Source organism: Nocardia sp. NPDC051463 (assembly GCF_040681975.1).
Classification (GTDB): Bacteria; Actinomycetota; Actinomycetes; order Mycobacteriales; family Mycobacteriaceae; genus Nocardia.
This window is the reverse complement of sequence record NZ_JBFBAB010000039.1, coordinates 1-14,707: the sequence shown is the minus strand read 5'-3', so window position 1 is coordinate 14,707 and position 14,707 is coordinate 1. Positions and strand designations below refer to the sequence as shown.

Annotated in this window: 10 protein-coding genes, 1 pseudogene and 1 riboswitch; of the genes and pseudogenes, 4 read left to right on the top strand and 7 right to left on the bottom strand. The window is 64.3% G+C overall.

Going from position 1 to position 14,707, the window contains the following annotated elements:
• Positions 1–26: 26 nt before the first annotated feature.
• Entirely contained in the window at positions 27–548 is a 522-nt protein-coding gene (locus AB0M74_RS32195) for a MarR family transcriptional regulator (RefSeq protein WP_366530076.1), read from the bottom strand.
• A 435-nt stretch (positions 549–983) separates the two neighbouring features.
• Between AB0M74_RS32195 and AB0M74_RS32190 the strand changes: the two genes are divergently transcribed.
• A complete protein-coding gene (locus tag AB0M74_RS32190; protein WP_366530075.1) occupies positions 984–2,216 on the top strand; it encodes an MFS transporter in 1,233 nt (410 codons plus the stop codon).
• Positions 2,217–2,316: 100 nt separating this feature from the next.
• Here AB0M74_RS32190 and AB0M74_RS32185 read toward each other — a convergent pair.
• Positions 2,317–3,057, bottom strand: a pseudogene (locus AB0M74_RS32185) (UPF0182 family protein); the annotation flags it as partial.
• A gap of 319 nt (positions 3,058–3,376) precedes the next feature.
• Here AB0M74_RS32185 and AB0M74_RS32180 point away from each other — a divergent pair.
• Both AB0M74_RS32180 and AB0M74_RS32175 read left to right on the top strand, forming a co-directional pair.
• Complete coding sequence (locus AB0M74_RS32180; RefSeq protein ID WP_366530074.1) at positions 3,377–3,847, top strand: cupin domain-containing protein; 471 nt, start codon at positions 3,377–3,379, stop codon at positions 3,845–3,847.
• Positions 3,848–4,050: 203 nt separating this feature from the next.
• Positions 4,051–5,712: a hypothetical protein gene (locus AB0M74_RS32175; protein ID WP_366530073.1), complete on the top strand. Its 1,662-nt coding sequence runs from the start codon at positions 4,051–4,053 to the stop codon at positions 5,710–5,712.
• A gap of 118 nt (positions 5,713–5,830) precedes the next feature.
• Here the strand turns inward: AB0M74_RS32175 and AB0M74_RS32170 are convergent, their stop codons facing one another.
• Entirely contained in the window at positions 5,831–8,422 is a 2,592-nt protein-coding gene (locus AB0M74_RS32170; protein WP_366530072.1) for an MFS transporter, read from the bottom strand.
• A 399-nt stretch (positions 8,423–8,821) separates the two neighbouring features.
• Here AB0M74_RS32170 and AB0M74_RS32165 point away from each other — a divergent pair, with 399 nt between their 5' ends.
• Positions 8,822–9,022 (top strand): hypothetical protein, encoded by a 201-nt coding sequence (locus tag AB0M74_RS32165; protein ID WP_366530071.1) that lies wholly within the window; start codon positions 8,822–8,824, stop codon positions 9,020–9,022.
• Positions 9,023–9,162: 140 nt separating this feature from the next.
• Here AB0M74_RS32165 and AB0M74_RS32160 read toward each other — a convergent pair whose 3' ends face one another.
• The 4 genes from AB0M74_RS32160 to AB0M74_RS32145 form a co-directional block, all read right to left on the bottom strand.
• Positions 9,163–9,693, bottom strand: coding sequence for a hypothetical protein (locus AB0M74_RS32160; protein WP_366530070.1), 531 nt, complete (start codon positions 9,691–9,693; stop codon positions 9,163–9,165).
• 538 nt (positions 9,694–10,231) lie between these two features.
• Entirely contained in the window at positions 10,232–13,804 is a 3,573-nt protein-coding gene (gene cobN / locus AB0M74_RS32155) for a cobaltochelatase subunit CobN (protein WP_366530069.1), read from the bottom strand.
• Positions 13,805–13,836: 32 nt separating this feature from the next.
• Positions 13,837–13,946: riboswitch (cobalamin riboswitch) on the bottom strand.
• Positions 13,947–14,050: 104 nt separating this feature from the next.
• Positions 14,051–14,275 carry a hypothetical protein gene (locus tag AB0M74_RS32150; RefSeq protein ID WP_366530068.1) on the bottom strand — a complete coding sequence of 75 codons (225 nt, stop codon included), beginning with the start codon at positions 14,273–14,275 and terminating at the stop codon, positions 14,051–14,053.
• A 126-nt stretch (positions 14,276–14,401) separates the two neighbouring features.
• Positions 14,402–14,605 carry a hypothetical protein gene (locus tag AB0M74_RS32145; protein ID WP_366530067.1) on the bottom strand — a complete coding sequence of 68 codons (204 nt, stop codon included), beginning with the start codon at positions 14,603–14,605 and terminating at the stop codon, positions 14,402–14,404.
• Positions 14,606–14,707: the final 102 nt, after the last annotated feature.

The following is a 14,707-nucleotide window of genomic DNA, read 5'->3' as shown; positions in this document are numbered from 1 at the left end:
GATGCACAGTAAGACAACCACTTTCGCTACACAATCGCCGTAGGCAGCGTCCGACTCAACTTGCGCAGCAGGTCGGTCAGAGCAAGCCGCTCATCAGTGGTGAGGCCGGAGATCAACCGCGCCTCGTTGTGGACATGTTGCTCGACCACCTCGTCGATGACTTCGCGGCCACGGTCGGTCAGCTGGACCCGTCGACCGCGAGCGTCCACTTCGGCCGCGCGCCTGCTGACCAGTCCGGCGCGCTCCAGTCGGTCGACGCGCTTGGTGACCGCCCCAGAGGTCACCATCATCGACTCACACAACTCACCAGCGCTCAGCTCGAACGGGCGACCGGAGCGCCGCAGGGTGGCGAGCACATCGAACTCCCCCCGGCCCAGGTCGTAGTCGCTGAAAACTCGACAGAGCTGCTCATCCAGCGCCGCGTGCAGGCGGGAGATTCGGCCGATCACATGCATCGGGCTCGGGTCGAGGTCAGGCCGTTCGCGACGCCATTGGTCGACGATGCGATCGACGGCGTCGGGTTCGGGTGAAATGCGGGCCGCAGTCATCCATTGACTATACCTTCCATGGAAGATAGTTTACCTTCCATGGAAACTAACCTCTCCTCTAGACCTTGCTCCAGCATGGCGACCAGCCGTTCAAGTCAGGGATCACCACACTCGCGCACGCTTTAGGTCGACTACGCATTCGTTGAACGGCGAACTGCCGCAGCCGGATCGGCCCTCACCGACCTGGCATGAAGAGCAGCCGGCAACTCCTTACCGTGAGCGCGCCACGGCGTCGACGCCTGCGATCGAGGGAAGCGCCTGCCCGATAACGACCGAGCGATTGCCGCCGAACCGCCCATTGGCGGCCACCACGGTGTAGGCACTTCCGGCGGGCCTGATTCCACTGACGTTCACCCGCGAATATCACCGGGACTGCAAGAACCTCAGTTCGTCCTTTATCCGTAAGCCATAACCCGAAACATCAGAGAGAAGAAATTGGCCACACAAGATGCACACTCCTACTCGGCCGTGAGATCATGGCTGGGCGTTTCTGCAATCACAGCCAGCTTATTCGTCTTCGTCACCACAGAGCTGATGCCCGTCGGCCTACTTACTCCAGTGAGCACGAGCCTGAGCATATCGGTGGGAGTTGCCGGGCTGATGGTTACTTTGTACGGAATCTCAGCCGGGCTGGGCGTACCGTTTATCGTGGCATGGACCAGGCGCGTCAACCGACGAATTCTACTGTCCGCATTACTGGCGATATTGGCGCTGGGAAACCTGATCACCGCCATCTCACCGAACTATCCGCTGGTCTTGACGGCGCGGCTGATCATGGGATTTGCCAATGGGGTGTTCTGGGCCATAGGCGTAGGCATGGCGATGCGCCTCGTTCCAGGACGCCACGCGAGCAGAGCCGCCGCGGTCGCACTGTCCGGCATCTCGATCGCCACCGTGGTCGGCATGCCGCTGGGAACATTCCTTGAAAGCCTCACGAGCTGGCGGACCACGTTTCTCATCTGGAGCGCCCTCAGCGCGCTGGTATTCGTCGCGGTCGCCGCCATAGTTCCATCGCTGCCATCGGATAATTCGATTTCGGTCAAGGATGTCTTCAAGCTTCCGCTCGAGAACGTGCGACTACGTTTGGTGATGCTTACCGTCGTATTGTATGTACTCGGCCATTTCGGGGCATACACTTTCATACGCCCCTTCTTGGAGGACAATTCATCTGCCACGCCCGCCTATGTCACCGGGTTGCTGATAATTTATGGCGCCGGAGGGGCGGCCGGAAACTTTATCGCCGGATATACCGCGACTACGAATTTGAAAGCCAGCTTCATCGTCGCCTGCACCGGACTCGTGGCGTCCTTGTTCTTATTGCTCACGATCGGTCACGGACAGGCCGGTCTGATTATCTCGGTGGCCCTCTGGGGAGTGTCCTTCGGTGCCATGAACCTGTGCCAAATCAACATGACGCTCGCTGCCGCGCCCGACACCTTTGAAGCCGCTATGTCACTCAACACCTTGGGATACAACACCTCTATCGCGCTCGGAGCACTTTTCGGTGGGCTGTTCGCCGATCATTCAGGTGTCCGAAGTGTCTTCTGGTTCGGCGTCGCGCTGACATCGGCCTCATTGCTCGTCACACTCACCAGTCGCCGGAAGCCCGCACCCACCGTCCTCGATGACGCGTCGGCCGACAGTGATCAGGCGGTCCTCCAATCCTGACGAAGGAGTGACAGACACCCGTCGATCCTCTTGCCGAACAACCAGCAGCGCTGCTCGGCGTGGATCGGCGCCCTCGCTTGTGCACGCATCGACGGATGCCTTATCGACCGGGACGCTCGAGGTCGTTCAGCTCCTGCTGGAGCCGCTCGAGGGCCGCCCGGATGGCATCGATCTGCGCGTTGAGTTCGGCGATCTTCGCTTGATCCACGGTCTGCGGGGATCCTGCCTGTGGGGGCGGCGGTGCTGCGGGCTGCCTGCCCGGTGGCGGTGCGGGCGCGGCGCCGTCGCCGGGTGCGGTGGCAAGTCTGCCGGTGTCGGCGCCGAATACCTGGTCGAGCGCCTCGACCAGGGTCGGGGCATAGCCGACGCGGACGCCACCGGTGCCGGGGTCGCGGTAACTGAGGAGTACTCGTGCCAGTTGCGGGAACGTCGATCCGTTCGGTGTTGTCGAAATCCGCTCGGTGAAGAGTGGTTCAACGTAGAGCACCCCGCCGTCCGCGATCGGGAGGGTGAGCAGGTTGCCGTACTGGATCCGGTTCGAACGCTCGAGCAGGGTTCGCTCGGACGCCACTCTGGTGTCCGAGATCATCGAATTCTGGATCTGCTGCGGTCCCTGGGTGAGCGTGTCGGTGGGAAGTTGCGAGACGCTGACCTTGCCGTAGTTCTCGGGGTCGGAATGGGCGGAGACGTAGGCGGAGAGGAATTCCCTGTTGAACCCGACCATCGCGCTGGCCAAGCGGAACGACGGCTCAGCGTTGTCCGGGTCGCCCAGCAGGACGTAGAACGGCGGCTGATGCGGGTTGGCGTCAACGGTCGGGTCGCTGGGCACAGACCAGAAAGCGCAGGCTCGGACCGTCGCGTGCGCTCATCTCCCACACTCCCGTGGCCGCGCCGAGCCGAACGGTGTATAGCCGACGCATGACCGTCTGGTCTGATTCTACCGGCGCCGGGTGATCCCGCCGCGGGTCTACTTCGCGATCATGTGGGCAGGTACTGTCGTTCGGCAACCTCGAGCCAACTGAGGATCGCGCTCGAATCGGGTACGCATCACCACCGGCCTCACGCACCAGTCGAGGCCGGCGGATCGATCAGATTCCACCCATCATGTACCGCTCGGCCGTGTCAGAGGAGAATGGTGTGGAGTCCAGGCGGAGGTTGTGATGGCCAGTGCGGGAGTCGACTATCGGTTACATGGGGTGCGGATCGTGCATGCCGACGAATTGGATCCGAATACGCCGCAGACGCCGGGAATGAACCGTGCCGCGGCAATCAATGCGGCGCGGGCCGGCGCGCAGCGGCTCTGGGCCGGGACGGCACTGATTCATCCCGATGCCAAGACCGGCGCGCACCACCATGGCCATGTCGAGAGCATCATCTATGTTGTAGCCGGTCGGGCCCGGATGCGGTGGGGCAACCGGCTCGAATACACCGCGGAGGCCGGGCCGGGTGACTTCATCTATGTCCCTCCGTTCGTACCGCATCAAGAGATCAACGCCAGTTCCGACGCGTCCCTGTCGTGCGTCGTGGTCCGCAGCGATCAAGAACCGGTAGTGGTCAACCTCGACCTGCCCGATATCGAATCGGATCCCGAGCAAGTGACCTGGATCGATGACTTACATCCGCCACGCTGACAGTGCATCCGTTTCCGCCACAGGCCGTCGCTGATTTCTCGATCTTGGTCCAATGGCCGGTGTTATGTTGACGATGCGCAGTGCGTTGTCTCAGCTTGTGTTGTTCCGTTTATCGGCCGTCGATGCCCGCATCGGCGAATGGGTGTTTGTGCGTCACCGTCAGGTTCGAGCGCAATACCGATCGCGAGGACAGGAGCACGGTTGTGAGCAAGCCTCGATATTTCCGGGCGAGTACTGCAGTGGTCGCCATGGCAGCGGCGGCGGTTTTGGTGCTGCCCGGATGTAGCGACGACGCGTCCGCTACGAAGAACACCACGAATATGAGCGAACAATCGGGCGACAGCCCGCCGCGAAACCCGAATCTGGCCGCGGAGAAATACGCGGTCACCCACCTGGACTCCGGGCAATCCGACAGCTTCCCGGACCCGGTGCCGCGCGGTACCTTCCACATCGACCCGAAGCAAATGCCGCGCGTGGCGACCGGGCCGGTCAACATCATGACGCTGGCGTCGACGGACTCGAAGTACCGGTGGATCTCCTCGACCTCCGGTGTGCGATACGTCGACGTATCCGACGGCGGGTTCCGGCAGGTCGCATCGATGGATGCACCCGGGGTCGCGCCGATTCCGCCCCGAGCGCTGGATCAGGTCCTGGATCAGAACTTCTCCGACGTAGGTCAGATCGAGACCGCCATCCGCGATAATTGGGGCGGGGCGACCTGGCAGCGGATCGCCAACGGCGTCTACAGCCTGGTCGACAAGGACAACAACGTCTATTACGTCACCCAGAACTCCGAGATCGTGAAGTTCGGGCTGAAGAACAAGGACAAGCCCGAGGACGGGATCGAGATCGTCGCGCAGTTGGACTTCAAGCCGTGGCTGGGCGCGGGGACGACAACGCTGGGGACTCCGGAAAACATCGTCGGCGTCAACATGACCTACGACGGACATCTGACGGTGCTCGGATCGCGCGCACTGTTCGTCATTGATCGCGCGCTTGCCGGTGAGCCTCAGCAGGTCCGGTTCGGAGACGACGAGACCGTCTCCAACTCGATGGCCATCGACGAGAAGGGCGGCATCTACGCCGCATCGGACAAGATCATGCGCAAGGTGGTGTGGACCGGAAGCAAGCTGTCCACGGCCGAGGCCGACGGCGCTTGGTCGTCGCCGTACGACTTCGGCCGCCAACCTCCCGCTGTGAAGTTCGGCATCGGCACCGGTTCCACACCGACACTGATGGGGTTCGGCACCGATGCCGACGAATTGGTGGTGATCACCGATGGCGCCGACCATATGAAGCTGGTCGCTTTCTGGCGCAACAAGATCCCCGCCGGGTTCACACAGAAGCCCAACACCAAATCCGATCGCATCGCCGACCAGATCGAGGTGACGGCGGGCCTGTCCGATCCCAAGCCGGAATTCATCCAGAGCGAGCAGTCGGTCGTCGTGAACGGCTACGGCGCGTTCGTGGTCCAGAACATCGGGGCCGAAGGCGTACCCGATCGCCTGGTGGATGTGATCGCCAACGGGCCGGTTTCCCAGCCCCCGCACGGCATGCAACGATTCGAATGGGATCCGAAGGCCGACAAGTGGACCTCGGCATGGACCCGCGGCGATGTCGTGTCCACCTCGATGGTGCCCGCGGTATCCAGCTCGGGCGGGATCGTCTTCGTCAACGGCTACAGCAAAGCCGACGGCTGGGAGGTCACCGGTATGGATTGGCAGACCGGAGAAACCGTGCACCGCACCATCTTCGGTCAATCGAACCTCGGCAACGGCGCGTACGCGATCGTCGAAGCCCTCCCCAACGGCGACTTGCTGTTCAACAGCATCGGCGGCCCCTTCCGCGCCAAGATCGTCGAGTAATTACGCGGGCCTCGGGCTGTAACAGTGGCGAAGCCGTGCACTGTTGCAGCCCGACCACGCGAGAGTTCGGCGGGGTGATCGGGCCTGTTCTGACGCCGGACGCCGACGAGCGGCATGCTCAGCGATGGATCGCCGAATCATCCTGTCCATAGCCTAGTTTCACGTCGTGGACAACTTCGCCACCGATCACCGTCACGCTGCTGGACACCGGCGGGTAGCCGCGAGCCACCACGGTGTACTGGCCCTCGGGTAGATCACTGACCACGTAGCGGCCGTTCTCGTCGGTGCGAGCCGTGGCGGTCAGGTCGCCGTCGGCATCCAAGATGGTGATCTGGACGTCGGGAACAGACCGGTCGCTGTCCGACCACGCCGATCCGGCGAGCACTGCCATCGGAGCCAGGTCGATGTCCTGGCGCAGCAGGCCGCTGTCGGGCATGGTCAGGGTGGCCGCGTTCGGACGCATATGGTCGGCGACGGCAACCAAGGTGTAGGTGCCCGACACCACGCCATGACAAACATAAACGCCGTCACCTGCCGTGATGGCCGCGCCGACGACCTCGCCGCGCATGTCGGTCAGCGTGACGGTCGCGCCGGCGAGCGGTTCGCCGCGCCGGGCCGATCTGACCACGCCCGACAGCTCGCCAGAACCCATGAGCGTCAGGTCCAATTGCACGGTCCGATGACCGACGGCGACGCTCACTGCCTCCGGCTGATGCCCCGTCGCGGACGCGATCAACACATAGTTACCGCCCTCGGGCACGCCGATGACGTACCCGCCGTGCGGATCGCCGGTCGCCCGGGAAACCTGGTGCCCTCGGTGGTCGATCAGGGTCAGCGCAGCTCCTGGCACCGGCCGACCGTCTCCGTGCCCAATGCGACCTCGGATCGAGCGGCGATCGGGCTCGGGTCGGATGTCCATCGAATCCGGCTCTGCCGCTGCCGTTCCCGACACCGAGACCTGATACACACCGTTGCCCTGATGGTCGATCGAGAGGTGCCCACCGGCCAGCACCGGCGCAGGCTCGGACACTGCCTGGGCGGCGCCGTCCCACACCCGCGACTGGGCCCACGTCGAGTCCTCGCCTACCGACTGTGCGACGAGCTCGGCGTCCACAGGGGCGGCGGACCCCGGAACCGGATCATCCTGCAGCGGAATCTCCTTCATGAAAACCAGCACCACCGCACCGAGCAGCGCGACCGCGGCAGTGACATAGAAGACTCCCGACATGGAACTGGTGAATCCGGTCAGGATCGGCACCCGCAGTTCCTCCGGCAGCTCCGCGATCCCACTCGTATTGCTCTGCATGCTGCTGAGCTGGGCCGCGTCGAAGCCGTCCGGCAGCTGTCCACCGAACGCGTCGATGATCTTGTGCGGCAACAGGTTGAACAAAATCGTCAGGAAGACCGCGACCCCCAGCGTCCCGCCCATCTGCCGAAAGAATGTCGCCGCAGCCGTCGACACGCCCATGTCCGAACGCGGACCGGCGTTTTGTGCGGCGATGATCAGCGTCTGCATACAGCCACCGAGGCCGACCCCGATGATGCCCGCGTACACCAGCGGCTGCCACAGCGGGCTGTCGTAGAGCACACGCGCGTGCAGCGCCGCACCGACCGCCATCACGAAGGAGCCGAGCACCGGCAGCGCTCTGTAATGACCGGTGGCCTTCGTGATCTGCCCGGCCACCTGAGAGCCGATCATGATGCCGAGCACCAGCGGCAGCATCAGCAAGCCCGACTTCGTCGGCGAGTAGCCGCGTACCACCTGGAAATACTGCGGCACCATCACGATGGCGCCGAACATCGCGATACCGACGATGAGGCCACCGATGATAGCGACGCTGAAGGTCGAATTCTTGAACAGCCGCAACGGGATCAGCGCCGCGTCCTTCATCAGGAATTCGATGAGTAGGAACAGCACCAACCCGGCGGCGCCGATGCCGTAGCAGATCAGCGCACGGTCGGAACTCCACCCCCAGTTCCTGCCCTGTTCGGCGACGATCAGCAGCGGCACCACGCAGATCGTCAACGCCGACGCACCGAACCAGTCGATCCGGTGCCGCTGGCGCTGATGCGGCACATTGAGCACCTTGGCGACCACACCGAGCGCCAGCACACCGATCGGCACGTTCACCAGGAACACCCAACGCCAGCCTTCGAGCCCCCAGAGGTTGTCGTAGTTGGAGAAGAAACCGCCGAGCACCGGGCCGAGCACGGTGGCCGAACCGAAGACCATCATGAAGTAGCCCTGGTAGCGCACACGTTCGCGGGCGGGCACGATGTCACCGATGATGGTGAAGGCCAGCGACATCAGGCCACCGGCGCCAAGGCCCTGGAAGGCCCGGAAGCCTGCCAGTTCGTACATCGATGTGGCGAAGGTACAGGCGGTGGAGCCGAGGACGAACAGGCCGATCGCGGTGAGGTAGAAGGGCTTTCGCCCATAGATGTCGGCCAGCTTGCCGTACAGCGGCGTAGTGATTGTGGCGGTGATCAGATATGCCGTTGTCGCCCAGGCCTGTTCGTCGAACCCGTGCAGGCTGTTCGAGATCTTGACGATCGCCACGCTCACGATGTTCTGGTCGAGTGCGGCCAGAAAGATGCCGAGCAGCAGGCCGGACAGGATGGTCAGGATCTGCCGGTGCGACAGCGACGCGTCCTCGCCTGCTTCCAGGACCGGCGGCGCCGCCGGTGCCTGAATCGTGGAATTCGTCATATAGGGGCCCTACTTCTGATCGGCTAGCTGCAGTGGGGTATTCCGACACCTGTTGCGCACGGGCCACGAACAGTCGACCCGACACTCGACGAGGCCATGCGCCTTACGATCTCGGCATGCGGTAGCTCGACGAGCTTGACCGGTGCACTGCGGGCCCGTCGACAACGAGGCAGCGCGACACGGTGGCGGCCAGTAATCGATCTCGGCCAGACTTCATTAGCACCTGAAACTATTTGCGACCGCACACTATACAGACGCGCCACCAACACGTCACAACCGATCACCCACTGTATCTGCTACCCCTGCTGTCGCTACTGCCGCTGCACAGGGATTGGACCGAGCCCACCTTGGCCGAACGGCTCGGGGTGTCGACATAAACCATTCGCACGGACGTCGAGTGTGGCGCCACCTGCGCTGTCCCGCGGGCGCACTGCCCGCGCCCCCGGCGGGTATCGGCTCGATGCCCGGTCCGCGCTATCACCACCGTTGCTCGATGACGACGAGGCAGTCGCCGTCGCGGCGGGGTCGGCGACTGCCGCCAATAAAGCGGTGACCGGTCTCGAGGAGACCTCGGTGCGCCGCATGGCGAGCGACGGCTGAGCGGTTCCGGAAAGCGGCAGCTGCTTGATGAATTCGTGGTGTCGAGATTTGAACAACAATGTCCCCGACCGGACGGCGATTGCCTATCGAGTCCGGTCGAGGATGTCCACCTATGGCTTATTCAGGCCTGCACCGAGGGATCACTGGTTGGCGCCGATGATGCCACCGACGATCGCGCCGACGATACAGCCGGGAATGGCCGTGACGACGAGGAAGATGAGCCCGATGAGCGCCCCGACGACGCAACCGATCGCAATACCCGCAATAGTGGTGCCCGCGTCACCGATGTTCTGCAACGCACCGGGTTCCGGCGCCACGGCGCCGACGGGCGCCAGCGTCAAAGATGTTGCTGTGCTGTCGATTTGCGGTGTGACCTGCACCTGTCGACCTGCTACGGTCTGCGCCGCCGTCGGCAGCCAGCCGACCACCGACCCGTCGGGTGCCAACACCGTGATCACGCCCGTAGTGGGCGTCACCTCGAATGTCCCCGACGCCAATGTGACCGTCGCACTCGAACGGTCGGGTGCGACCGCGGCCGTGTACACGACACCGCTGTCCACCCCTTCGAACTCTGCGCCCGGCGCCACCGGCTGACCGTGCGCGGTCGCCGCGGTGATGCCGGTCGCGGCGACAGTGAACATCGTTGCCGCTATCAATCTCTTGATCATCATAAGACTTTCCAATCATCCGGCCGATTCGATTGACGTACCCCGAGAATCGGCAAATGGGACACGGATTATCATGCGCCTCGGACGCTCTCGATGTCGAGAGAATGATGAAATTGAATTGCTCTGCAAGATCAATAAATTCGCTCGCCCGATAAAATGTTCGGTCGAAATTTCCGCAAATCTATTACACACCAAAAGAAGCCGGAGTCGGGCATTGCTGACAACTAAACCGACATGTCGGTACACAACCCGGTCATACCCTCGGCGACAAGCGTCGGCAGGAAGACCTCGAACGATCCAATCACAGTGCTCCGCAACGGATTCGGCCGCGTTCGCAAAGTCCGAGATCGGACGATCAGCCGCAAGCCCATCCCGAGATCGACGCCTCACGGCGCACAGAAGACGAACACCATGAGGGAACTCGCCGATCCCCAGCAGGGCACCAGCGAAGGTGGCCAGGGTGGGTCCCGGGTTGAGCACTCTCGCGCAGAGGCCCACTCGGACGATATCGAGCCGGATCAGCCGACCGGTCCGAGCAGAGCTACTCGAGTTCGCCCTCGGTCTCCAGGTAGACCTCTCGCAACCGGTCGAGTGTAGCCTGCTCCGGCTTCTCCCACAGGTCCCGCTCAGCGGCCTCCAGCAGTCGCTCGGCAATTCCGTGCAGCGCCCACGGGTTGGACTGCTCCATGAATTTCCGGTTCACGTCATCGAAAACGTAACTCTCAGCGAGCTTTTCGTACATCCAGTCGGCGACGACATTGGTGGTTGCGTCGTAGCCGAAAAGGTAGTCGACAGTGGCCGCCATTTCGAATGCGCCCTTGTAACCGTGGCGGCGCATCGCCTCCAGCCAGCGCGGGTTCACCACGCGAGCGCGGAAGACTCGGGAGGTCTCCTCTGAGAGGGTGCGAGTGCGTACCGCGTCGGGGCGGGTGCTGTCGCCGATGTACGCCTCGGGGTTCTTACCGGTCAGCGCGCGCACGGTGGCGACCATGCCGCCGTGGTACTGGAAGTAGTCGTCGGAGTCGGCGATGTCGTGTTCGCGAGTGTCGGTGTTCTTGGCGGCCACCGTGATCCGCCGGTATGCGGTGCGCATGTCGTCGGCCGCGGGCGCGCCGTCGAGGTCACGGCCATAGGCAAAGCCGCCCCACGCGGTGTACACCTGCGCGAGGTCGTCGTCGGTGCGCCAACTCTTGGAGTCGATCAACTGCAGGATGCCCGCACCATAGGTGCCGGGCTTGGAGCCGAAGATGCGGGTGGTCGCGCGGCGCTGGTCGCCGTGCTCGGCGAGGTCGGCCTGTGCATGCGCGCGTACGTAATTCGACGCCAGTGGCTCGTCCAGCTCGGCGACCAGCCGCACCGCGTCGTCCAGCAGCGCAAGCACGTGTGGGAACGCATCGCGGAAGAATCCGCTGATCCGCACGGTGACGTCGATACGAGGGCGGTCGAGCTCCGTCAGGGAAATGACCTCGAGTGTGGTGACGCGGCGGCTGGCCTCGTCCCACACCGGCCGGACACCGAGCAGCGCGAGGACTTCGGCGATGTCGTCGCCGGAGGTGCGCATTGCCGAGGTGCCCCACACGGAAAGTCCCACCGAACGCGGGTATTCGCCGTGGTCGGCCCGGTAGCGGTCCAGCAGCGAGTCGGCCATGGCCTGCCCGGTTTCCCAGGCCAGTCGCGACGGCACCGCCTTCGGGTCGACGGAGTAGAAGTTGCGGCCGGTCGGCAGCACGTTGATCAACCCGCGCAGCGGCGAACCGCTGGGGCCAGCCGGGATGAATCCACCGTTGAGCGCGTGCAAGACGCGGTCGATCTCGATGCCGGTCCGGCGCAGCCGCGGCACCACTTCGGTGGCGGCGAACCGCAGTACCTGCCGCACCGTGCCGTTGTCGGTGAGCGTGTCCACGGCATCGACGGACCAGTCGGTCGATTGCAACGCCGAGACCAGCTCGCGCGCTTGGGCTTCCACCCGGTCGACGCGCTCACGGGCCTCGGTTCCGGATTCGTCGAGCCCGAGCGCCTCGCGCAGCCCCGGCACATTCCGCTCGCCGCCCCACAGTTGCCGCGCGCGCAGCATGGCGAGCACCAGGTCGAGTTCGCTCTGCCCGGTCGGCGCCTGCCCGAGAATGTGCAGGCCGTCACGAATCTGCACATCCTTGATCTCGCAGAGCCAGCCGTCGACGTGCAGCAGCATGTCGTCGAAGACGTCCTCTTCCGGACGCTCGGCCAACCCGAGATCGTGGTCCATCTTCGCCGCGCGCATCAGCGTCCAGATCTGTTGCCGGATCGCAGGCAGTTTGGCGGGATCGAGAGTGGAGATATTGGCGTGCTCGTCGAGCAACTGCTCCAGACGTGAAATGTCGCCATAGCTTTCGGCGCGCGCCATCGGCGGGATCAGGTGATCGACCAGGGTGGCGTGTGCCCGGCGCTTGGCCTGGGTGCCCTCACCCGGATCGTTGACAAGGAACGGATAGATCAGCGGCAGCTCACCGAGCGCAGCGTCGGTGCCGCACGAGGCGGACATACCGAGGGTCTTGCCCGGCAACCACTCCAGATTGCCGTGCTTGCCGAGGTGCACCATCGCGTCGGCGGCGAACCCGTCCGGCGCGGCGATCCATCGGTAGGCCGCAAGATAGTGATGGCTCGGCGGCAGATCCGGGTCGTGGTAGATGGCGACCGGGTTCTCACCGAAACCACGCGGCGGCTGCACCATCAACACCACGTTGCCGAAGCGCAATGCGGCAATGACGATTTCGCCGTTGGGATCGGCAGAGCGATCGACATACAGCTCGCCCGGCGGGGGGCCCCACGCCTCGATCACAGCCTCGCGCAGGTCCTCGGGCAGCGTGTCGAACCATGCCGCATACTGCGTCGCGCCGATCCGGATCGGATTGCCTTCGAGCTGTTCGGCCGTCAGCCAGTCCGGATCTTGACCACCGGCGGCGATGAGCGCATGAATCAGCGCGTCGCCATCGCGCTCCTCGAGCCCGGGAACCTCCCCGCCAGGCCCCAGATCGTAACCAGCCGAACGCATCTCGGTGAGCAATCGGATCGCGCTCGCCGGCGTGTCCAAGCCCACCGCGTTGCCGATGCGGGCGTGTTTGGTCGGATAGGCCGACATCATCACGGCGACCCGACGCTGCGCGGCCGGAATGTGACGTAGCCGCGCATGCCGCACCGCGATACCCGCCACCCGCGCCGCACGCTCGGGGTCCGGCACATAGGTGGACAGACCGTCGGCGTCGAATTCCTTGAACGAGAACGGCACCGTGATGATCCGGCCGTCGAATTCCGGCACCGCCACCTGAGTGGCCACATCGAGGGGCGAGAGCCCGTCGTCGTTGGCCTCCCACTGCGCGCGGCCGCTGGTCAGGCACAGGCCTTGCAGGATAGGCACATCGAGCTCGGCCAACGCCGCGACATCCCATGCCTCGTCGTCGCCACCGGCGGACGCGGTCGCGGGCTTGGACCCGCCTGCCGCGAGCACCGTCACCACCAGTGCGTCGGCCTGCCGCAGTGTGTCGAGCAATGCGGGCTCGGCGGTGCGCAACGACGCACAGTAGAGCGGCAGCGGCCGCGCTCCGGCGTTCTCGATTGCGGCACAGAGCGCATCGACGTATCCGGTATTCCCCGCGAGGTGCTGCGCGCGGTAGTAGATGACCGCGACGATCGGTCCGTCGACCGTCGCCACAGTGCGCTCCAGCTCGCCCCAGCTCGGCAGCTGCACAGGCGGCTCGAAGCCGTGCCCGGTGAGCAGCACCGTATCGGACAAGAAGTTGTGCAACTGACGCAGATTCGTCGAACCACCGGCCGCGAGGTAGTTGTGTGCGTCGGCAGCAACGCCGCCCGGCACCGTCGAGCACTCCATCAATTCGGCGTCGGGCGCGAGCTCACCACCGAGCGCCACCATCGGCACCCCGCTGGCATGTATCGCTGCCAAGCCGTCTTCCCAGGCCCGCTTGCCGCCGAGGATTCGCACGATTACCAGATCGGCGCCGTCGAGCAGGGCGGGCAGGTCCTCGACCAGCAACCGAGCGGGATTGCCCCATCGATAGTCCGCGCCACTCGCGCGCGCGCTCAACAGATCGGTGTCGGACGTGGACAGCAGCAGAATCACAGGTGACGGCCTTCCTCGGGTTACGCGCCCATCGGGTTCGTTGCTCGCCGGAGAGGGTCTGGCTTGTGACAGTGGCGCGACCGCACCGGAGTTTCACCGGTTTCCTCGTCACCCGCCGAGCATCCAGATGCTACCTGTCGGGGCGGCACGCACCTGCCACCTGTCTGTCTGCCGGATCGGGCAGACTTGTCGAGGCACGTTTCCTTCCGATACGAACCGAGCGGAACGGACGCGCGAGTCCCCGTTCTACAGACGCGGGTCGAAGACCAGCCGGAAGTCCGTCAGGGACTTCCGATCTCCCACGGCACTGAACTCCCTGCCCGGCAGCTCATTCACCGGCAACCCGGCCTGCTCGGCGATCAATGCCGCGGGCACCCACATCGGGTCCCGCGCCGAATGCCACGGTGTGTCTAGCTGCGCACGATCCCCGAAGACAAGAATCACGCGAACCTGAACGCGATCGGACGACATACCTCCATGATGACCGTCGGAGAACGCCACCGGATAACGATGACGGCTCATCCGCGGCAACGCGGCCATCCGGCAGCAGAACGGAAGTCGTCGACAATGCGGGCGCAGTCGGTATAGCGCGGGGTTTCACAGGCCGGTGCATCCGGAGAACGAGCGGGCCGACCAGCTGCGGCTGTGCGAGCCCGAGGTCGAATCATCCGAGCTGCGTTCCGATGTCCGGGCGGCCGAACAGTTCGTCGAAAGGTGCCGGTAGATCTCGATGAGGTCGACGCGCAGGTCGGGCAGGAGGTCCTCGGCGATCACACCGGCGCCGACCGTCGTCAGTAGCACAGCTAGGTGTACTGACCTGAGAGGTTGGGAACGCGGCTGGCTGGTGGATGTCCGCCGAGTGCGGTGTGGCCGCGGTGATGATTGTAGGTGTGTAGCCAGGTA

Excerpts from the sequence above, each read along its gene's own strand:
- AB0M74_RS32180 (WP_366530074.1), top strand. The coding sequence starts at position 3,377 with ATGGCCAGTGCGGGAGTCGACTATCGGTTACATGGGGTGCGGATCGTG.
- AB0M74_RS32150 (WP_366530068.1), bottom strand. The coding sequence starts at position 14,275 with ATGTCGTCCGATCGCGTTCAGGTTCGCGTGATTCTTGTCTTCGGGGAT.
- AB0M74_RS32195 (WP_366530076.1), bottom strand. The coding sequence starts at position 548 with ATGACTGCGGCCCGCATTTCACCCGAACCCGACGCCGTCGATCGCATC.
- AB0M74_RS32160 (WP_366530070.1), bottom strand. The coding sequence starts at position 9,693 with ATGATGATCAAGAGATTGATAGCGGCAACGATGTTCACTGTCGCCGCG.
- AB0M74_RS32170 (WP_366530072.1), bottom strand. The coding sequence starts at position 8,422 with ATGACGAATTCCACGATTCAGGCACCGGCGGCGCCGCCGGTCCTGGAA.